Below are 20,116 nucleotides of genomic sequence, written 5' to 3'. Positions count from 1 at the left end.
TCATTATAAAACGAAAAGGCATATCGTTTCCTAACTGGAAGCGGTGTGCCTTTTTTCTGAAACTCTCATGCCCGTTGAATTTTTCATTACATTTATAACTTTTCTCCCTCCGTAGACCGACAAATATATATGTGACTATAAAAAATATACCTAGTAAAGAAAGGTAGGTAATCTATTTGAATACAGTAGATGCATTAATAGCAGCCATTCCCTACATACAACGGATTATGAGTGAGAAGGTAACCCTTTGCCTCTTAGACCGTACTCATGTTCTGGCTTATAGCGAGTCGGAAGGGATGGAGCTCGGCTTTGAAACTGGCTCAGAGCTGCTCGAGGGCTACCAAAATTTTTCCATGCTTAAAAATGGGCGCGAGCCCAGCCTGACCCACGTTCCTGCTGAACTGCTGGGGTATCCTCTCGATATGGTCAGTATTCCTGTGTTTGACGAAAATGGCGAGGTCGTTGCAGCATTTGCTGCTTCCTATAATTTGACTAACAAGAATCAGTTGGATCAAATCGTCACTGAGAACCTTTCCATCACCGAGCATCTCATTGACATGGTGCAGCATGTAGCAGCGCATTCCGAGGAGCTACAGGCTACCAGTGAACAGATTTTAAAGAACACCCAAATTGCCGTGCAAAACTCAGGCAAAATCAATCAAGTTGCTGTATTTATCAAGGAAATTTCCGAGCAAACCAACCTGCTCGGGCTGAATGCCGCTATTGAAGCCGCACGTGTGGGGGAAGCGGGAGCAGGCTTTGGCATCGTGGCTCAAGAGGTGCGTAAGCTATCCGTAGAATCCAAAAAAGCGACGGTCGATATCGAAGGAGCTCTCAAGGATGTACAAAACTCCATTCGTCAGATGGAGCAGGAAATTGAGCAAATCGTTTCCTCCTCTCAGGAGCAAGCGACTCTCGTAAGCTCTTTTACCGAAGTGATGGAGCGTATGCAACAAGCGAGTGAAACGATGCAGCAGTTAGCGAATAACCTCACTTCATATATTGTGGAATAAACATAACTCCGTACGAAAAAAGAGAGCACACTTATCGCCAAAAGCGTTAAAGTGTGCTCCTTTTATTTACAAAATCCCTGCCGGGACCTATCATTCAAACCGAGTTTAAACAGTAACTTAGAAAACACCATGATTGGAAGGATTCACGGGATTGAGCTCATCCAGTACAGTTCCCGAAGGAATCACAATACTAAGAAACACCAAGACCATAGTTACCGAGATTAAAGCCTTTTTCATTATGAAGCCCCCTTAATAAAATGGTTTGATATTGCTCTTGCTGTGACGGTGTTGCCAAATCTCGATAAGCCTCAAACAGAGCGACCAGTGTCCTGAAATCGGCATCTGTTTCTACACTAACAGAAGATTGAAGAGAAACAAGGACATAATTTAACGCAACGGTGTACTGCTCCTGTTTGAAATAATAAATGGCTAATTGGTTAACCAGCTTTAAATAATATACGCGGTTTCCTCTATCTTCATAACCTGCAAATATCTCAATATCGCGGGCAAAATCATTTACCAGATCGTCAATGTTCCAATTATTCAAATTAGCAGCTTCGGCAATACCGACCAATCCCGGAAGCAGTTCCTCATCATTGGCGTGAAGAAATTGAATATATTCGGGCAGAAGCTCCCGTTTTCCCGAAAGCAATTCTATCGTAAACAGGTTGGCTTTGGCGAGAAAGCGAAATCTTTCTACTTCTTCAAGACCGCTCTCATCCAGCCCCATAAACCAGCCCATCTCGCTATACTTCATAATATAATCTCTGGCTTCATCATACTTGCCTTTATTCTGATAATAAATAGATTTCGCCAGATAGCTGTATGCATAATAAAATACCAACGGATGTTTGGTATTCAATGTCTCGTGCTTGCCGTCCGCAGCATTTCTCAGTTGGGTGCGATACAGGCTTTCAGCCAAAGCATGCAAATAGTCTGCAACTTTGTTCGCCTCGTCCCAATCGTTATGTGTATAGCTGATTCTAAACAACTCACAAGCCTTGTCGAGTTCGTGGCTGTCCGACAACAAATAAATAGCTTCCCTTTGGTTCAGGACCTCTTCCACTAAAACCCGCCTCCCTATCCTGAAAATGACGTTTACCCATGTATTCTCATCAGGAGCATCCGCGTTGTCGTTCCTCTCGCATACCAGTATATTACAAATATAGACAAAACCTAACTTGAAGTCAATTCAATCATTTGATATGCAATTTCTTTTGCAACCTGACATTACCGTGTATGGTTTATAGCCGATGAATAAATGACTCATTCGATAGAAATAATCCATAACAAAGACGCGAATCAGGCCCTCCAAGGGAGGCCAAAGAGAAGCCATAGTATCCTCAAGGTAACTACGTTACGAATTAGTGCGTACTTTTCAATCGGATACCGGGGGCTTACAATCAAACCTGTGCATGAAACCAAAGTATTCGCAGCACTCAACAGAGTATGTACCTGTTCATCCAATACAAATTCACTAAAGGAGTGAAGTTAATAACATGGAACTTCAATTGGCTTTGGACTTAGTAGATATCCCGCAAGGGATTGCATTGGTAAAAGAAGTAGAATCGTATATTGATATCGTAGAAATCGGTACACCGATTGTCATTAACGAAGGACTACATGCGGTAAAAGCAATGAAAGAAGCATTTCCGAATTTGAAAGTGCTGGCTGACCTGAAAGTTATGGATGCAGGCGGTTACGAAGTGCTGAAAGCTTCCGAAGCTGGCGCAGATATCGTTACGATTCTGGCTGTAGCTGAAGATGCAACGATCAAGGGTGCGGTAGAAGAAGCGAAAAAACAAGGCGGCAAAAAAATCCTGGTGGATATGATCGGTGTTAAAAACCTGGAGCAACGCGCTAAGGAAATCGACTCCCTCGGCGTAGACTACATCTGCGTGCATACAGGCTACGATCTGCAAGCTGAAGGACAAAGCCCGTTCGAAGCACTGCAAACCGTTAAAAAAGTCGTGAAAAACTCCAAAACAGCCGTTGCTGGCGGCATTAAGCTGAGCACCCTGGCTGAGGTCGTTAAGGCTCAACCGGATCTGGTTATTGTCGGCGGCGGGATCACTGGCGAGGACGACAAAAAAGCTGTTGCTTCCCAAATGCAACAGCTCATTAAACAAGGTTAATTCCAATGGAAACCTCTCAATATTTATCCGAGGTGCTCAAGGAGCTGCAATTGGTTCCACAGCTCATCAGTGATGTAGAATCGGAACAACTGATCCAGTCCATTGCCTCCGCGAATAAAGTGTTCGTGGCAGGTGCAGGACGTTCAGGTTTCATGATCCGTTCGCTGGCGATGCGGCTAATGCATATGGGTGTTCAGGCTTACGTGGTCGGGGAAACGGTAACCCCCGGCTTGAGCGAAGGCGACTTGCTGATTATCGGTTCAGGCTCTGGTGAAACCAAAAGTCTGACCTCGATGGCAGAAAAGGCGAAGAAGCTTGGTGCTTCTCTGGCGCTTCTGACCACTTCCCCCGGATCGACCATCGGCAAGCTGGCTGATATTATCGTCAAGCTTCCAGGCGCACCCAAGAACCCGTCCAACAAGGATTACCAAACCATTCAGCCCATGGGCTCACTATTTGAGCAAACCTTACTGTTGTATGGCGATGCATTGGTGCTCAAAACGATGGAGCTACGCAAGCTGACTTCTGAATCTATGTTTGGTCAACATGCTAATCTGGAGTAGAGCTGCTAGACTTTTACGATAACAAGGCAGGCCATCTTTTACATGTCACATGGACATGCGAAGACGGCCTGCTTTTTTTGTATTTATGAGTTTTACCTGGCGCTGCTGAGTAGTGGGATGGCGCTTCCAGAGTACGTTTACGAGTTCTATCTATAATAGTCCATGCCATCGTAGGAAAAATATTTAAAATATGCCGGGGTTGCGACGACTGGACCATCTTCGTCTACGATAGCATTCGTGTGGGAATAGGCATTGGGATGTGGATCGGATTTCTTCTCCCCCGCAGGCGTTCGACGTCGCCGACAGGTCAATCTGGCTGTGTCGATTCAACGCGTGCCCAATCTGCCGCCAATCCGTCAGGTTACGGCTATGAAAAATCGGCAAGCCCGGCATATATTCAAACGGGCTTGCCGCCATGTAGTAATCCTCCCCGGCACGTATCGCGCTCGGATCAGGATAAAATCCGGGGACAACCGGATTCGTCTAGCGTAAGGTAGCCATAGCTCCAGCTCTCCTGTTGGACAGCTCTATTGATTGATCTGATTCAAGCTATTTATTCGTTACTCCCCGCTGGCAACGGCGGTACTTTGGACAGATCAGCAAGCGCCCAATAAGCATATTTGGCCTTTAACCGTTCGTCGAACAGCAGCGGTTTATCCAGCCGGGCAATCGGAAATGTGCTGAGCCACGTATTGCCATCATCCGTACCCCAAATCGTCACATTGCTGATATTCTCCTGCTGCCTTGAAAACATATCGAACAGCGCCCGATAGCGGTAAGCCTGCCGGATCAGCATGGCTTCAGGGATCGTTTCGTAGCGATCCGTGTCATTGGAATAAAGGCCCATATCCAGCTCCGTAATCTGGTTATCCAGACCGAGTGAAGCAAACTTTTCAATGGATTGTTCAATCTCCTGAATCGTCGGAAACTCCAGCCGAATATGCGATTGATGGCCTACTCCATCGATCGGTACACCTTTACCGAGCAAATCACGCACTAAATTGTACAGGAAATCCCGTTTCTTTGGCTCGTGCGTGTTGTAATCGTTAATAAACAGCCGGGCATTCGGACCCGCCGCTTCCCGCGTGACGCGGAAGGCTTTTTCAATATAATCCGTGCCGGTAATCTGATACCATTTGCTGCGGCGCATGCCGTCCGGCTGGTCGGGATCAATGACTTCATTCACCACATCCCAGTCGGTGATTACATTTTTATAACGCGCCGCGACAGCACGAATATGCGTCTCCAGTCGATCCAGCAAAAGCTTTTTATTTTCCGCAGTTGGCGTCATCGGCTGTCCATTCTTATCCTTGAACATCCAATCCCCGGTCTGGCTATGCCACACCAAGGTATGGAAGCGGATTTCCAGTCCGTGCTGTCTAGCAAATTGCACAATTTGGTCTGCTTCCTCCCAATGGAACTGTCCCTCGGACGGCTGCAAGGAAATCGGCTTCATCGCATTCCCTGCAACGACGCTGTTAAAATGCTTCTGCACCAGTTCTCCGTAAGCCCCTTCTGTCTGGAAAGCCTCAATCGCCGTGCCGATGCTGAACTGTCCCTGATATAATCCGTGCAAAGAGGGAATGTCCTTTTCAATAGCCAGCGGCGGTACAAGTGACAGCTCGAAATCATCCATATAAAAGGAAGCCGTTCCTTCTGCCGTTTCCAAATACATAGAAATGGTGTCTGCATCATGCGCGAGAGTATACGTACCAGACAAATGCATCCATCCCCCTGTCGTGGTAGCCGTGTCGCCTACAACAGTTTCATACGCACTTTCACCTTGGTGATCGCGTTGTACGCTGAGCCGTACCTTGGCAGGCTGCTGCTCGCCCGGTGCCAGCTTTACCCAAGCGCTGACCGTGTAACGGCTGCCTTTTTGCACCGTAGCAGTCACATCAAGCTTAGGCCCGGCATACGTCTTTTGTCTGCCTGTCGTCAGCAGGCTGTACGATCCGGTTCGTGCATCCGCATTCGACACTTGCACCGTCTCGGCCCCCATACGGGATACCCAGCCTTGAGCTGTACCGTCCTCGAAGCCGGATACGATACCACTGGTCGGTTCCGTTGGTGTCTCCGATTCCTGCCTGATTTCTACCTCATCCACATAGTATGCCTGCGCGGGATTTGAGCTTTCCACATACAACTTCAATGCATCCATCCCCCCGGTAAAAGTATATTTGCCTTGAAGTTTGATCCACGATGTATCCGTCGTCTCCGTCTGCGCTACCGTCTTCCATGTCGTAGCCCCGCCTGCTGGCTGCTCCTCCACCGTAAACTTAATCACGCTCGGATTCGCGGAATTGCCGTCCAGCTTCACATAGCCGCTAATCTCATACTCCACCCCCGGCAGCAACAGCGACTTCACATCCAGTTCCGCTCCGTTCCAAGTCGCCGTGCGAGCGGTTGCCTTCAGACTGTGTGTGCCGCCATATGCAGCCTCCGTGACGGACGCGATTTGAGTATAAGTCCCCCGAGGCTTCCAGCCCTCGCTATTGCCTTGCTCAAATCCATAGGTCCCGATGGTCTTATCCACACTTCCCGTTGACAGAACCGAATCCGCAACTGGCGGGGAATATTCCACAAACGGAGCCGCCGCCGCTACAGAAGGACCCCACCACCCCACTGGCAATAACAGCACCCCGACCAGTACCAGACCAAAAGATTTGTACAAAAATGACCTCAACGCAATCCCTCCCGTGCTCATATTTTCAAAAATACAAGAAAGTGAGTTCCGCACATTTCTGGTCCATGCTCACCCCTTAACGCCTCCCAGAGTCATACCCTTCACAAAATATTTTTGCAAAAAAGGATACACCAAAATAATAGGTACGGAAGCCACAATCGTCATCGTGGCACGAATCGAGGTAGGAGTGACCGACTTCGCCAGATTTTCCGAGCCTGCAAACTGGCTGGCATAATCCTGAGCGTTCACGGACGTATTGGAATTTTGCAATATTTTCATCAGCTCATACTGGAGTGTACTCCACTGCTCATACGACGAATTGTACAAAAACACATCAAACCAGGAGTTCCATTGCGCCACCGCCGTGAACAGCGACACCGTTGCCAGCACCGGAACACACAGCGGCAAAACGATACGCATAAAAGTCGCAAATTCCCCCGCCCCATCAATACGGGCCGACTCCAAAATCCCTTCCGGCAAGCCTTCAATAAAGGAGCGAATCACAATCACATTGAACACCCCAATCAACCCCGGTACCACATACACCCAAAAGGTTCCGAGCATCCCCAGCTCACGAATCAGCAGAAAGTTCGGAATCAGCCCCCCGTTAAAATACATCGTCAAAATAAAAGCCAGCGATACAAATTTACGCAGCACATATTCCGGCCGACTGATCGTATACGCCACCATCGCGCAACAAAACACCGAGGTCACCGTGCCCACAACCGTACGCAGCACAGAAATCAACGTAGCATGAAAAATCGTCGCTTCCTTGAACACAAATTCATAATTGCTCCACGTAAACTCACGCGGCCACAAATAGATCCCACCCCGAATCGAATCATTCGCTTCATTCAGCGAAACCGCCAGCGTATTCAAAAACGGATATAGCGTGAACACCATCAGGCACAGCATAAATACAATATTACACGCATCAAAAACCCGATCCGAGGGTGCCCGTAACCGCCCGTGTACAGCCTTCCCTTTACCCATAACTTCCGCTCCTTTCTAAAAAATAGCTTAAGCACTCTAATTCGATGATCAGGACGATTGCTGGTGGAGATATTGGTCTTATATTTTGGAGTGTTATATTTCTATTGTTATATGAACAAATGTTAATTTATTAGATTATTTTCTCTATTAGAAGTTGTAATCCAGTTCGTCCATAAAGTCTTAATAAGGTCCGCGAAGCGGCCTGCTAAAAATCCACTGACCTGCACCAGTAGTATGAATGAACACGCACCTTTTGTTATCGCCTCGAATAGCTCAGTCCTAAAAACAAGCGATAGCGAAGCTGAGCCAGTCATGATCGTGCAGTTACTACAAGGAAGCGCGAGCACGCGCCTTCCCTCAAGTTCTCCCCTGCCACCACCCTCAGTTCTTAAAAAAGTGACTTTATGGCGGGTAGCAGCGGAGCGGGCAGAATTGTTCTGAAGAAGCGGCAGCGGTCGCCTTTATCCCCGGATTCCAACCTCTAATGTTTTATAATAAAAAGGAATCCGGGGATAACAGCGATCGGAAGAACAATCCGCACGCAAAGCGGCCTTCTCCCCCCATAACTCCCTTTATCCTAGAACAATCTCTCCTCCCCTAACCGCTTCGCAATATGATTGGCGCTAAACAGCAAAATGAAGCTGACTACCGTTTTGAACATCCCTGCTGCAATCGAAAGGGAGAAATTGCCCATCTGAATACCATATTTCATTACAAAAATATCCAGATTTTCCGAGTAATCCACGTTCATACCGTTGCCCAGCAAATATTGCGGCTCAAAGCCCGATTCCAGCAGGTTGCCGATGTTCATAATGAGCAGGATGATGAACACAGGTTTTAATCCTGGCAAGGTCACATGCCAAATCCGCTGAAAACGCCCGGCTCCATCCATCTCGGCCGCTTCATACTGCGAGGGATCAATCATCGTCATCGCGGCCAAATAAATGATGGTGTTCCAGCCGACATTTTTCCATACTTCCGATGCACCGAGAATGCCCCAAAAATAGCTTCCCTCGCCCAGCCACAGCACAGGCTCCTTAATCAGTCCCAGCCACATCAGCACCTCATTGACAATGCCGCCATCCGCAGACAGCGCCGTACTGATAATGCTCGCCGCGACGACCCACGAAATAAAATGCGGCAAATAGCTGATCGTCTGCACCACTCGCTTGAATACGATCTGACGAAGCTCATTCAGCAAAATTGCCAATATTATAGCAGTTACAAAGCCCAGCACCAGATTAATAAAGCTCATCGCCAGCGTATTGCGCATGACCCGCAGAAAATGCTCATCCTGAAACAGAAAGCGGAAATGCTTCAACCCAACCCACTGCTGATCAAGCAGCTTACGCGCAGGCTTAAAATCCTGAAAAGCAATCGTCCAGCCCCAGATAGGCAAATATTTGAAAATAAACAACCAGATTAAAAAAGGGATGGACATCCATACCAGTGCCCGCTGCTGGTTCAGCTTGTGCATAAATCCTCTAAAGCCAGTTCGCCGTGAGGGCGGCAAATGGCTCTGTGAGGTCGTGACAGGTGCCGTGTTGCCCATAGCTGCTTCCTCCTTTATTTTTTACCAGCAGTTTCGACTTTTTTGGCAACCTCCTTCGTAATCAGCTCCTCATACTCCTTCACATCCAGCTTGTTGAATTCAGTAGTGTACTCATTCCAAATCGCCTCAAACTGCCCCGGTGCAGACAGCACTAAACGTGGGAAATATTTTCGTTGCAGGTCGCCCTTCTTTTGCTGGAAGAGCTGCGCAGGTGAGCCTTGGGCAATCGGGATACTCCAAGCCGGATACCATGGGCGCTTGTCTGGGGCAGAAAATATTTGCGAGAGGGACTCTACACCATAGGCTTTTAGCAGCTTTTTATCTCCCTCGGTGTAGGACATACGCGCAACCTCAGGCTGCCGCCCGGGGCCAACCGAGTTGCCGTCAGGCAGGGTAGAACCACTACCGTATCGCGGCCAACTGTATTCAAAATATTTGAACCCGAATGATTCGCGGAACGCATCCTGACCCGTCTGCTTAATTTGCTCCTTGGTCCGGTAAAAGCGCCCTTTTTTATCTACATCATAGGTTTCGCCCTTGATCCCCCAGTTGGATAACACCTGGTTTTCATTGGTCAGCAGATTGTCAAAAAACTTGATGATACGTACCGGGTCCTTGGCACTAACCGTAATTCCAATACCTCGGTTATTAACGAATGACGAAGGGTCAATGTACTGATCCTTTATATTCTGGTCGTATACAACAGGTAGCCCTATATATTCCATATCATCATTGCCCGATTGCTTGGAAGCCTCCTGTAGGTTATTTAGAGCCTGCCCCGCCTGCCAGCGATAGTCGAAGAAACCCAGCACCTTGCCCGAGGTCAGCTTCCCCAAATATTGATCGTAATTGTCCACAAAGGATGCTTTGTCGAACAGGCCCTCTGCATTGAGCTGATTCAGCTCTTTGAGATACCGCTTCGTGATTTCCTCATCCCCATAATCCGTCGCCTGGTGCGATTTCATATCAATCATCGTGCCGCCATCGTTCGGATAGCCCGCCAGATGCATCGGCGCGTTCGTAAGAGCATAAAACCTATCCTGTGTGGTTAACGCCAAGTACCCGGTCAAGCCCTCGTCTGCATGCTTTTTCGCAAAGTTGCGAATCAGGGTCAAATACTCGTCGAGCGCTTTTATTTTTGGATACCCCGCCTCCTTCAACACCCTGCGCTGTACCCAAAAAGCTCCCTGCTCCACGTTAGGCGCGGGCAAATAATCGCCTACCACCGCACTGAGTGGCAGGAAATAGATATTCCCATCCTCCGCCTTCATCAGGTTGTAATACGGTCCGTATACACGCTTGATATTCGGACCATATTTATCAATCAAATCATTTAGCGGAATAAAGGCTCCGGCATCCAGCAGCTTATCAATCGTGCCATCAGGCACAATGGCGTCCGGGTAATCGTTACTGGCAATGAACGTACCGATCTTCGTATTGGAATCCCCTACCAAATGCTCCAGCTTCCAGTTTACTCCTGTCTGATCCTCCAGAATTTTGCCGATCCGCGTTTCATTGGTATGGATGTCCCTCCCCGCAGTGGCATTAAAATACGTGAATGTGACCCTCTCATTAGGACCTCCTGCTGCAGGCTCCTTGCCCGCACTTCCTGAGCAGGCAGTGATCATAGATGCCATCATGATGAATACCAGACTGATGATCCCGAACCTTTTGCTTGTCATGCCAGACCTTCCCCTTTCAGCCTCTTTTGTCGATTGTGTGAATACCGAGCGGCCGTACCTCAAGCACTGGAAATCCCGCACACTCCAAATTGTAAGCACTTTCATTTTATAAAATGCCGTTAATTTCGTTCACCTGCCAATCTAAAGGTGTTACCTAGAAAACTATAGGAGTAAGTCCAACAAAGCAAAATAAACGCCGATCCAGCATCAGCGTCCATTTTTACTGCAATACCCCTTGACTCCATTGTCAATAGGATTCACGTTGTGATAAAATGAAACAAAGAAGATTATAATAAAAAAAGAGCAAGGATGCGTTAACGTCCCTACTCTTTAGCAACAGCCGCTTATAAGGGCGGTGGCTGTGAACTAGGTACAGAAATAGACCGCTAACCTTTGTCCGAAGGGCGGTCTATTTCTTTTTGCTTTGGTTCAATGCAATGACAATCGTGACGATCAATCCGATCAACGCAATAATTAGCGTACCGAACATCATCATTAATGTCAGCGTATCTTTAACCTCCACAGGCATCACCTCCTTTGCAGGAGACTAGCCGACCGCGCCATCTAAGCCGTTCTGTTGATAGGGGGAATTATACCATATGGATATCATTGAGCGGAAGAACTAAAAGACTCCCGATCCGCAGGAATGATAATACGGATCTCCGTCCCCTCGCCGGGTGCGCTGCGAATATCAAGCTCAAAGCGGCTTCCGTAGTAAAGCTTCAGACGATAGATGACATTCTGCAGACCGATACGCTCGCCCATTTCCTCCTGTCTGTGCATGTAACCGTACAGCCGTTGTACCTGTTCCAGAGACATGCCAACTCCATCGTCTCGTACCGTTAGCATCAGTCGCTCCTCCCGACGCTCAAAATGAATCTCGATGCGCCCCCCATGCTTCAGCGGCTCAATGCCATGAATGCTTGCATTTTCAACCAGCGTAAGCACAACCATTTTGGGAAGCAGATAGTCCAGGTCCTCGGGTCGTGCCTGCACTTCGTACTGTATCCGCTCCCCAAAGCGGTATTGCTGAATTTCCAGAAAACAACGAATCAGCTCCAACTCCTCCCGCAACGTGACTCTATCCTTGTTCCACACCAACGAATTGCGGAAAATTCGTGCCATATTATGAATAATGCGGGCTGTCTCGTCTTCATGCTTCATCAGGCTTCGCATACGTATCGTCTCCAGCGCATTGAACAGAAAATGAGGGTTGATCTGGCTGTGAAGTGCATTAAGCTGGGCATGCCTGCGTAGAATCTCCAAATTTTTTCGCTGAATATCCGCCACATAGACATCGTTAATCAATCGCTTTATTTTCAGCATCATTCGATTAAATTCACCTGTTAGCTGCCCAATCTCATCTCTCGATTCTGTACCGGGAATCAGTTCAAAATGCTGATTTTTCACCTTTTTCATATGCTTCAGAATACGATGAATGCGCACGTTCAGCGAACGTGTAATCCAGATGATGATCAAGGTAGGCAGCAGCATATTCATGCAGGTTAACAGCAGCACAAAATTGCGCGATTTCTCCATTTCATACAGCACTTCATCGCCCGACACCGCAGTCACAATGCTCCAGCCATTGAGTTTACTTGTCAGCACATAATTTGTCTTGAACTCTATAGTGTCCTTGGGCTGCTGGAGGGTGCTATAGGCCACGACCTTATGATTGATATCAATCCTAGGATCGGTCGTATATTCGATTTCCCCCCGTTCGTTGAGCAGAAAGAGACTGCCCCGCAAATTCAGATTATGGAAAATCTCTTGAATGGACGACATTCGCAGCTCTATTTTCAGTATTTTCTCGTGGCCATTTTCGGAATAAAAATAGTTCATCCGCCGAATCAGGCTAAAGGGATGCAGTTGTTCGCCCGTACCGTCGTCAGTACGTACAAATATAGGCTTGGACTGCCGTCCGGGTGGGATTTTGGCATACCAGGGCAAGCTTTTAACCCGCTCATCTATAAAGCTGATTCCCCCGGAATCCAGTAGAGTCGGATTATCTGTGTAGATCGTCATTCCACCCACAGAATGGTATACAGGACTGTAAGTATTGTTTAACATACGACGCAAATAAGAATCATAGGCGGCAATATATTCAGCGGGATGGGGGTATGTTTGCTCCAATAGTTCGTTTAGCTGATGATCGGTATAAAAGACCGACGAGATTTCCATCGCATCTTCAAACTCACGGTAAAACTCAATTTTGATCTGCTCCAGCGCACGGGAAATATCCTGCATACGCTGTTCCTTCACATTTTGCGAGGTGACGTGGTAAAAAATCAGATTGGTCACCACCACTGGCACAAATACACAGAGAAAATACAGCAGCAGCATTTTATCCCGCAGACGGACATGATCAAGGGTTGAGCGTAGCATCCTCATTCGCTGCCCCTTTGCGGCTCCACACGGGTATTCAGGCTACTGCGGTATTCGCTTGGCTTGGCCTGCACCAATTTCTCAAATTGGGTGACAAAATAATCCGGGCTACCAAAGCCCACACGCTCGGCAATTTCATAAATGCGCAAATCGGTCTGACGAAGCAACCGTTTAGCCTCCTGAACCCGTAATTGCAGCAGGAATTCGTTAAAGTACACCCCGTACGTTTTTCTGAACAATTGGCCCAGGTAGACCGGATTCATATAAAAGCGGGCTGCTATACTTTTCAGGTTAATATTCTCTGCCGTATGCTGCTCAATGTAGGTGCGGATGTGCTGAATTCCTCCCTGTTGACGCTCCTTGCGCAACACCCCAATCATTCGGCTGCTTTCCTCGGTAAAAGCTGTAAATAGCCGTTGTAATTCACCCAGCGACAGGTTCATATCCTGCCAGCCCATCATAGGCTCTAATGTCTGAAGCGAGCGTTCATCACCCTGCATATTTTGAATAACCCGCACGATGCTTATTACGCATTGATGCAAGTTCATTTTTACAGCCTCCGGGGCGTAATGTTGCTCACGAAAGCTGCAAAACAGATGATCTACGGTCGAATATAGCTCCTCCAACCGTATCTCCTCTACCTGCTCCGTCAAGCAATCCAGTACATCCTGATGGATCGTCCTGTAGTAGAGCATTGGCATCCCCTCCTCCTGATACACGACAATGCCGCTGCGGTCATGAATGTATTTATGGAGCACCGCTTCCTTGGCACATTCATAGGACCGATGGAGATCTTGCAATCGTTGAACAGGGCTTCCTGCGTATACAAAGACCCGGCTCCCCATCTGATTTTGCAGTAGCTCCATGCCCTCCAACTCCCGTTGTAGCGCTTTCATAAAAGTGTCTGAACTAGCTTCAAAGCACTTCAAAAAGAAGTCCGGCACTATGATGCCAATCCGGTTACGATGCTCATGGACGTAGAGAGGATACTTGCCGTCGATCAAACGATAAAGCGCCTGCTCTACAAGCTCCCTGAACTGGAAAAGCGACAGCGGAACACCGTTGCCATCGGAACGCCACGGATGCTGATCATTCAGCTCGACGAGCACATAGTACATATGCGCAGCTTCTCCAAGGCGTAGCTGCTGTTCCCAAGCCGTCACCACGGCATCATCCACCTCATTCACCATCAGTGTCTCCAACAGCTCACCTGTGCGGCGACTCTGATAGAGCTGTGCATTCTGCTGCTCTTGATGCAGCCTTTTACTCAGCCTGCGCAGTGCAGACGAAAAGTCCTTCTCATCAATCGGCTTGAGCATAAAATCATGAACCCCATAGCGAAGTGCCTGCTGTGCATAAGCAAAATCGCTGTAGCCACTCAAGATAATAAACGCAGGATGATCCGTCCCCCGCCCGAGTACACAGCGAATCAGCTCCAATCCGTCCAGCACAGGCATACGAATATCGGTGATGACCAGATCAGGATGAACGCTACCGATCAGTTCCAATGCATCCTCGCCGTTATCAGCCTCCCCAACGACCTCAAAGCCGCAGGCTTCCCAATCCATGAGTTGAAGCAGTCCTTTGCGGGTGAATATTTCATCATCCACCACAATGGCTCGATGCAGCTTCATAACCCGCTTCCTCCTTTCGGTTTGTGCGTTATTTTATTTTGGATAACTATTCCAATCACCTCTAGCAATATGGTAATGTGGAAACATCGGGAAATGGAAATTGCCGTTACACCTATCATATGACGAATGGGGCGGTGCAAAAGCATGCGTATGGTATTTCGTTGGTTCGGTGAAGGGAACGATACAGTAACACTGGAACAAATCCGACAAATTCCGGGGGTAGAAGGACTCGTGTGGGCGCTGCACGATATCCCGGCCGGAGAAGAATGGCCTTTGGAACATATTGTGGCATTTCAGGAGCAAGCTGTACAGGCCGGTTTTCACCATGAGGTCGTAGAAAGTGTAAATGTGCATGAAGATATCAAGCTCGGACGGCCGACACGCGATTTGTATATCAGCAACTACATACGCACATTGGAAAAGCTCGGGCAGCACGGCGTCAAGGTCGTCTGCTATAATTTCATGCCCATATTCGACTGGCTGCGCACCGATCTGCATAAGGAACTGGAGGATGGCTCGACGGCTCTCTTCTTCGAGAAGTCACGAATTGAAGGTCTTGATCCGTTCGAGCTGGTACGCCGAATTAACGAAAACAGCTCGTTAACCATGCCCGGCTGGGAACCGGAGCGGCTGGAGCATCTGACAGCTTTGTTTGAAGCGTATACCCACGTCACGGAAGATGACCTGTGGCAGAATCTGGCCTACTTTCTGGAGGCCGTCATTCCCGCCGCCGAACGCAGCGGCATTCGGATGGCTATCCACCCCGACGATCCGCCATGGTCCGTATTCGGACTACCTCGTATTATCACAAGTCAGACCCATCTGCGCAGGCTGCTGGCGTTGTACGACAGTCCGGCCAACGGCATTACGCTATGCTCTGGTTCGCTGGGAGCCAACCCCGATCATGATATCGTATCCATGATTCATGAGTTCAAGGACCGGATTCCGTTTGCTCATATTCGCAATGTGCGTGTGTCCGCCAACGGAGACTTCATCGAAACATCCCACCGAACTCAGGATGGAACCGTCGATATTGCAGGCATCGTTCAGGCGTATCATGATGTTGGCTTCACGGGCTACGTCAGACCCGACCACGGTCGTCACTTGTGGGGAGAGGAGTGCAGACCCGGATATGGACTGTATGATCGCGCACTCGGCATTATGTATTTATGGGGATTGTGGGATGCGCTTACACGAAGCCAAGCCCAACACAACAACCCCACTCATCATGTGGAGTCCACACTAACCGAATCCGTTCACCCGAAGGAGTCGATCCTATGAGCACACAACCCCTACATCCTTCATTAGCAGGCAAAACAGCCGTGATTACAGGCGGCGCAGGTGTTCTATGCAGCACGATGGCCCGCGAGCTGGCAAGGCAAGGCGTGAAGGTCGCCATTCTGAACCGAACAGAAGCGAAGGGCCTGCGCGTAGCCAGAGACATTCAAGACGCAGGCGGAGAAGCGATAGCTGTAGCCTGCGACGTTACCGATGCCGCCAGCGTACAGCAGGCAGAGCAGGTCGTACGCAACCAATTCGGCGCATGTGACATTCTGATCAATGGAGCCGGAGGGAATCACGCGAGCGCTAATACAACCCGCGAAACCTTCCGGCTGGAGGATCTGACGCAGCCGGACATCACCACCTTCTTTGAACTGAGCATTCCGGGTTTTCGCCAAGTGCTGGACGTGAATTTCATTGGAACGCTTATTCCGACACAAATATTCGCACAGCGTATGACTGGACGCGCAGGAGCAGTTGTCCTGAACATTTCTTCCATGAGCGCCCCCAGCCCGATGACCAAGGTTCCGGCTTACAGCGCAGCCAAGGCTGCCATTAACAACTTCACGCAATGGCTGGCCGTTCATCTGGCCGAAGCGGGTATACGCGTCAACGCTATAGCACCGGGCTTTTTTCTCACAGAGCAAAACCGCGGGCTGCTCACCCACGAGGACGGCTCCCTCACTGAACGTGCGGATAAAATCATTGCCCATACTCCTATGCGCCGCTTCGGCGTACCGGACGATCTGCTGGGCACTCTGCTATGGCTCGTGGATGAACAAACATCCGGCTTTGTCACAGGGACAGTGATCCCGGTAGACGGTGGGTTCATGGCGTATTCCGGGGTGTGACCCCCCACTAAAGAAAGCCGCTTGGCTTAATGCCCAAGCGGCTTTCTTTAGTGGGGGGTTCTTTTCCTCTTCTTCTGATTTTTATAATTTATATATTTTGCGCATAGCTTTCACTTGGCGTTTTGGTCAACACCACATGCAGGCTGGAATTCGCCTCCGCACCACCGCGATAGGAAAAGCGCTCATCTCCTGTAACATGGATCATATCCCCTTGGACAATTTCCGTTTCTTCACCATTCACAGTTACAGTACCGTTACCCTCAAGAACAAGCAAATATACATTTGCTCCTGGATGATTATGTGTTGGCAACTCAGCATTAGGAGTAAAGTTGAGAATAAAAATTACATTGTCGGCTTCCTTATGCACAATTCGTTTTGTAAACGCAGCTTCTTTATATTCCTGAAACTGAATGAGGTTAGATTTTTTCATGTAGGTTCACTCTCCTGTTTGAAATTGGATTTGCCTATGATGGATTAGATACCTGGCATGTTCTCAGGTTTCAATCTATATGGTCTTATTGTATTTGATTATTACGCTCGCCTTGTGATTGCAATCACAAATATAAATTTAAGTATTAAAAACTTTGAAATATTCAAAAATTTGATTTCAATCCTCTTTTTCATCGACACATCCAACTAGAATCGAATTGTGTTAGACAAACAAAAACAAGCAGGAGGTTATTCCTATGAAGCCCGGATTTCAACTGGCAAAGGATATTTATTGGGTAGGAAAAATTGATAATCGTGAGGTTCCCTTTCATCGTCTTCTACTATCTAAGGGTACAACATATAATGCATATCTATTGAAAACTGGAAAACCAACCATTGTGGATACCGTGGATATGGCGTTCGGTAGGGAATTTGCCGAAGCTGTAACCGAATTGATCGATCCGCTGGACATTCAATATATTATCGTCAATCACACGGAACCAGATCACTCAGGCGGATTGGCGGCACTTGCTTCCAAAGCAACGAACGCTACGATTGTCTGCACTGAGATTGCCGTTCCGGAAATTCAACAAATGTACAAGCTTCAGCATCGCAATTTCCTGGTGATCAAGGACGGGGATCAACTGGATATTGGAGGCAAGACGCTGCTGTTTAAGGAAACACCTTACCTCCATACAGAAGAAACCATGATTACGTACTGCATAGAAGATAAAATCTTGTTCCCTTGTGATATTTTCAGTACACACGTGGCTGTAGAGCATCTATTTGCCGACGAGGCCGGTTTTGACATTACCGAAGACTTTATCGGATACTATCAGGCTATTATTCATCCGCATCGCAGATATGTGCGTACATTAATCGAAGCTGTTTCTGACCTGGATATTGAGATGATTGCTCCTTCCCACGGCTTCGCGATCCGACATGACATTGCCAAGTTTATTGATTTGTACGCCTCTATGAGTACCGAAACCAAGGATGATAAAAAAGTAGCGATTGTCTATGCCACTTTAAAAAATAATACTAAAAAAATGGCAAACATCCTGAAAGACTGCTTTTTGGAAAACCAAATCAAGGTGGAGCTATGGGACGTAGATAAGGCGGATGAAACGGAGATATTGAATAGTATTGCCTCAGCGGATGCTATTTTCGTCGGTAGCTCTACCAAATATGCGGACATGACGGGCAAGCTGGAAGACCTGCTGCAAAAAATGCAAAAGATGAATCTGGAAGGCAAGCTGGCTGCTGCCTTTGGTTCCTACGGCTGGAGCGGGGAAGCGATTGAAGTGGTACAGGATTACTTGAACGGTACCAATATGAAAGTCCAAAGCACTTCAGATGTAATCAAGTCAACGGGTATGACGCATGTAGAATTCCCGGTACGCATTCGTTTCTCTCCTACAGAAGATGAAAAAGTGAAAAAAATTAAAAATGCCGCTGAATTTGTCTCAGATCTACTGCTTAGTGTTATTTAAAACACAGTAGCGTATAGCGAATAGGAGAGATACTGAATGGGTAACCAACATTACGTTATTATCGGAGGCAGTGTCGCCGCCGTCAACGCGGCAAAAGCGATTAGAGATCATGATGAGCTGGCCGAAATTTCTATTTACGGGGAGGAAGCATCCCTTCCGTATAATCGAGTCAAGCTTTCCAAGGGGCTATTCACTGACCTGCACAGCGACAAAATCCTGATCAAAAAGGAAAAATGGTTTGCTACTCAACGAATTCATGTTTATTCCGGCATCAAGGTCACCTCGATACATGCAGAGGACTGCACCATTGAAACAGCAAACGGACAAATCGTTGCTTATGACAAGCTACTGCTGTGTACAGGAGCCCACAACCGTGAGCTTTTACTGGACGGTGCTTCTCTAAGGAACGTTCACAATATTCGTTTTCGACAAGATGCGGACAGCCTTAAGACAAAATTGCAAACGGGAGACCGGATATGTATCATCGGCGGTGGTATTCAGGGCGTAGAAACCGCCTGGTCCTTCCAGCAAGCCGGGTATGCTGTAACCATTTTGGAAGCTTCGCACCGGCTTATGCCCCGCCAGCTAGATGAGAAGGCCGCTTCTATTTTGAACCGTCGGATTACCGAACGGGGTACCGAGGTAAGGCTTGGACAAGGCGTAAAGCGTATTACAGGCACAGATCACGTAGAAGGTGTGGAGCTACAGAACGGATCTGTTATTCCCTGCGAGCATGTTGTGTACTCTATCGGAATTGTACCTAATACTGAACTTGCTCGCCAAATCGGTCTTGATATTGGACACGGCATCTTGGTGAACGCACAGATGGAGACCAGCTCCGCCAATATATATGCGGCAGGTGATGTAGCCGAGTTTCAGAATAGAGTGGATGGATTATGGGAAAGTGCTATAGAGCAAGGGAAAATAGCAGGAGCTAATATGACGGGTGCATCCGTCAGCTATCAGCGTCCCATCCCTGTAACTCTATCGAACAGCTATGAATCCCCTCTCTTTTCCATTGGCCTAGTAGATGAACAGGAATGCGACACCAGCCTGACCAGTGAAAATCAAGCTTCTTATACACGAATGTTCATACAAAACGGCTCTATCTGCGGCGTGATCGGTTTTGGGGATGCCCTCGCTTCACTTCCATACAAAACAGCCATCATTCAGGGACTCAAACCGGACGCGCCAGAGCTTACAAAAATTTTGGGTGACAAGGAGAGCTAAAGATGAAAAAATATGTATGTCAACCCTGTGGATACATTTATGATCCTGCTTTGGGTGACCCCGATGAAGACGTGATGCCTGGTACAGCGTTTGAGGACCTTCCGGAAGACTGGGTTTGTCCAGTCTGCGGCGAGGATCAAAGCCATTTTGCCCCAATAGATGATACAGAATAACAAGAACGCACTATAC

17 protein-coding genes and 1 pseudogene are annotated in these 20,116 nt (G+C 47.9%); 8 read left to right on the top strand and 10 right to left on the bottom strand.

Annotated features, from left to right (window positions below; genetic code table 11):
* Positions 1-176: 176 nt before the first annotated feature.
* Positions 177-1,013: a methyl-accepting chemotaxis protein gene (locus ACQ4MX_RS16570; RefSeq protein WP_431086054.1), complete on the top strand. Its 837-nt coding sequence runs from the start codon at positions 177-179 to the stop codon at positions 1,011-1,013.
* A 190-nt stretch (positions 1,014-1,203) separates the two neighbouring features.
* Here ACQ4MX_RS16570 and ACQ4MX_RS16565 read toward each other — a convergent pair whose 3' ends face one another.
* Entirely contained in the window at positions 1,204-2,079 is an 876-nt protein-coding gene (locus ACQ4MX_RS16565) for a DNA-binding protein (protein ID WP_431086052.1), read from the bottom strand.
* Positions 2,080-2,512: 433 nt separating this feature from the next.
* Here ACQ4MX_RS16565 and hxlA point away from each other — a divergent pair, with 433 nt between their 5' ends.
* Positions 2,513-3,148, top strand: a complete 636-nt coding sequence (hxlA, locus tag ACQ4MX_RS16560; protein ID WP_431086050.1) for a 3-hexulose-6-phosphate synthase — start codon at positions 2,513-2,515, stop codon at positions 3,146-3,148.
* A gap of 5 nt (positions 3,149-3,153) precedes the next feature.
* Positions 3,154-3,711, top strand: a complete 558-nt coding sequence (gene hxlB, locus ACQ4MX_RS16555; RefSeq protein ID WP_431086048.1) for a 6-phospho-3-hexuloisomerase — start codon at positions 3,154-3,156, stop codon at positions 3,709-3,711.
* A gap of 183 nt (positions 3,712-3,894) precedes the next feature.
* On the opposite strand, the pseudogene ACQ4MX_RS16550 reads toward hxlB, so the two are convergent.
* The 8 genes and pseudogenes from ACQ4MX_RS16550 to ACQ4MX_RS16515 all read right to left on the bottom strand — a co-directional run.
* Positions 3,895-4,182, bottom strand: a pseudogene (locus ACQ4MX_RS16550) (family 43 glycosylhydrolase); the annotation flags it as partial.
* An 82-nt stretch (positions 4,183-4,264) separates the two neighbouring features.
* Positions 4,265-6,418 (bottom strand): endo-1,4-beta-xylanase, encoded by a 2,154-nt coding sequence (locus ACQ4MX_RS16545; protein ID WP_431091356.1) that lies wholly within the window; start codon positions 6,416-6,418, stop codon positions 4,265-4,267.
* Between the two features lie 48 nt (positions 6,419-6,466).
* Positions 6,467-7,390 (bottom strand): carbohydrate ABC transporter permease, encoded by a 924-nt coding sequence (locus ACQ4MX_RS16540; RefSeq protein ID WP_431086045.1) that lies wholly within the window; start codon positions 7,388-7,390, stop codon positions 6,467-6,469.
* Positions 7,391-7,967: 577 nt separating this feature from the next.
* Positions 7,968-8,942 (bottom strand): ABC transporter permease, encoded by a 975-nt coding sequence (locus ACQ4MX_RS16535; protein ID WP_431086043.1) that lies wholly within the window; start codon positions 8,940-8,942, stop codon positions 7,968-7,970.
* A gap of 14 nt (positions 8,943-8,956) precedes the next feature.
* A complete protein-coding gene (locus ACQ4MX_RS16530) occupies positions 8,957-10,624 on the bottom strand; it encodes an ABC transporter substrate-binding protein (protein WP_431086040.1) in 1,668 nt (555 codons plus the stop codon).
* A gap of 409 nt (positions 10,625-11,033) precedes the next feature.
* Entirely contained in the window at positions 11,034-11,147 is a 114-nt protein-coding gene (locus tag ACQ4MX_RS16525; RefSeq protein ID WP_161797149.1) for a putative holin-like toxin, read from the bottom strand.
* Between the two features lie 83 nt (positions 11,148-11,230).
* The gene (locus ACQ4MX_RS16520) at positions 11,231-13,015 is read right to left on the bottom strand and encodes a sensor histidine kinase (RefSeq protein ID WP_431086038.1); all 1,785 of its coding nucleotides are present in this window, start codon (positions 13,013-13,015) and stop codon (positions 11,231-11,233) included.
* Positions 13,012-14,643, bottom strand: coding sequence for a response regulator (locus tag ACQ4MX_RS16515; protein WP_431086036.1), 1,632 nt, complete (start codon positions 14,641-14,643; stop codon positions 13,012-13,014). The genes ACQ4MX_RS16520 and ACQ4MX_RS16515 overlap by 4 nt, the downstream gene beginning before the upstream one ends.
* A gap of 144 nt (positions 14,644-14,787) precedes the next feature.
* Between ACQ4MX_RS16515 and uxuA the strand changes: the two genes are divergently transcribed.
* On the top strand, positions 14,788-15,924 hold the full coding sequence (uxuA, locus tag ACQ4MX_RS16510; RefSeq protein WP_431086034.1) for a mannonate dehydratase: 1,137 nt from the start codon (positions 14,788-14,790) through the stop codon (positions 15,922-15,924).
* Positions 15,921-16,775, top strand: a complete 855-nt coding sequence (locus ACQ4MX_RS16505) for an SDR family oxidoreductase (RefSeq protein WP_431086031.1) — start codon at positions 15,921-15,923, stop codon at positions 16,773-16,775. Before uxuA ends, ACQ4MX_RS16505 begins: the two co-directional genes overlap by 4 nt.
* A gap of 88 nt (positions 16,776-16,863) precedes the next feature.
* Here the strand turns inward: ACQ4MX_RS16505 and ACQ4MX_RS16500 are convergent, their stop codons facing one another.
* The gene (locus ACQ4MX_RS16500; protein ID WP_134911983.1) at positions 16,864-17,205 is read right to left on the bottom strand and encodes a cupin domain-containing protein; all 342 of its coding nucleotides are present in this window, start codon (positions 17,203-17,205) and stop codon (positions 16,864-16,866) included.
* 256 nt (positions 17,206-17,461) lie between these two features.
* Between ACQ4MX_RS16500 and ACQ4MX_RS16495 the strand changes: the two genes are divergently transcribed.
* The 3 genes from ACQ4MX_RS16495 to rd are packed head-to-tail and all read left to right on the top strand — an operon-like array spanning position 17,462 to position 20,100.
* The gene (locus ACQ4MX_RS16495; protein WP_431086028.1) at positions 17,462-18,697 is read left to right on the top strand and encodes an FprA family A-type flavoprotein; all 1,236 of its coding nucleotides are present in this window, start codon (positions 17,462-17,464) and stop codon (positions 18,695-18,697) included.
* Between the two features lie 36 nt (positions 18,698-18,733).
* Positions 18,734-19,927 carry an NAD(P)/FAD-dependent oxidoreductase gene (locus ACQ4MX_RS16490; protein ID WP_431086027.1) on the top strand — a complete coding sequence of 398 codons (1,194 nt, stop codon included), beginning with the start codon at positions 18,734-18,736 and terminating at the stop codon, positions 19,925-19,927.
* Positions 19,928-19,929: 2 nt separating this feature from the next.
* Positions 19,930-20,100 (top strand): rubredoxin, encoded by a 171-nt coding sequence (gene rd, locus ACQ4MX_RS16485; RefSeq protein ID WP_134911980.1) that lies wholly within the window; start codon positions 19,930-19,932, stop codon positions 20,098-20,100.
* Positions 20,101-20,116: the final 16 nt, after the last annotated feature.

Source organism: Paenibacillus sp. 8b26, assembly GCF_050626875.1.
Taxonomy (GTDB): Bacteria; Bacillota; Bacilli; order Paenibacillales; family Paenibacillaceae; genus Paenibacillus.
The sequence above is the reverse complement of the archived record's forward strand: the minus strand, read 5'-3'. Positions and strand labels throughout refer to the sequence as shown.

What these genes read in the sequence shown, in the direction of transcription:
- ACQ4MX_RS16490 (WP_431086027.1), top strand. Translation starts at nt 18,734, where the DNA reads ATGGGTAACCAACATTACGTTATTATCGGAGGCAGTGTCGCCGCCGTC.
- ACQ4MX_RS16495 (WP_431086028.1), top strand. Translation starts at nt 17,462, where the DNA reads ATGAAGCCCGGATTTCAACTGGCAAAGGATATTTATTGGGTAGGAAAA.
- rd (WP_134911980.1), top strand. Translation starts at nt 19,930, where the DNA reads ATGAAAAAATATGTATGTCAACCCTGTGGATACATTTATGATCCTGCT.
- uxuA (WP_431086034.1), top strand. Translation starts at nt 14,788, where the DNA reads ATGCGTATGGTATTTCGTTGGTTCGGTGAAGGGAACGATACAGTAACA.
- ACQ4MX_RS16500 (WP_134911983.1), bottom strand. Translation starts at nt 17,205, where the DNA reads ATGAAAAAATCTAACCTCATTCAGTTTCAGGAATATAAAGAAGCTGCG.
- ACQ4MX_RS16515 (WP_431086036.1), bottom strand. Translation starts at nt 14,643, where the DNA reads ATGAAGCTGCATCGAGCCATTGTGGTGGATGATGAAATATTCACCCGC.
- hxlA (WP_431086050.1), top strand. Translation starts at nt 2,513, where the DNA reads ATGGAACTTCAATTGGCTTTGGACTTAGTAGATATCCCGCAAGGGATT.
- ACQ4MX_RS16540 (WP_431086045.1), bottom strand. Translation starts at nt 7,390, where the DNA reads ATGGGTAAAGGGAAGGCTGTACACGGGCGGTTACGGGCACCCTCGGAT.
- ACQ4MX_RS16530 (WP_431086040.1), bottom strand. Translation starts at nt 10,624, where the DNA reads ATGACAAGCAAAAGGTTCGGGATCATCAGTCTGGTATTCATCATGATG.
- ACQ4MX_RS16535 (WP_431086043.1), bottom strand. Translation starts at nt 8,942, where the DNA reads ATGGGCAACACGGCACCTGTCACGACCTCACAGAGCCATTTGCCGCCC.
- ACQ4MX_RS16505 (WP_431086031.1), top strand. Translation starts at nt 15,921, where the DNA reads ATGAGCACACAACCCCTACATCCTTCATTAGCAGGCAAAACAGCCGTG.
- ACQ4MX_RS16545 (WP_431091356.1), bottom strand. Translation starts at nt 6,418, where the DNA reads ATGAGCACGGGAGGGATTGCGTTGAGGTCATTTTTGTACAAATCTTTT.
- ACQ4MX_RS16520 (WP_431086038.1), bottom strand. Translation starts at nt 13,015, where the DNA reads ATGAGGATGCTACGCTCAACCCTTGATCATGTCCGTCTGCGGGATAAA.
- hxlB (WP_431086048.1), top strand. Translation starts at nt 3,154, where the DNA reads ATGGAAACCTCTCAATATTTATCCGAGGTGCTCAAGGAGCTGCAATTG.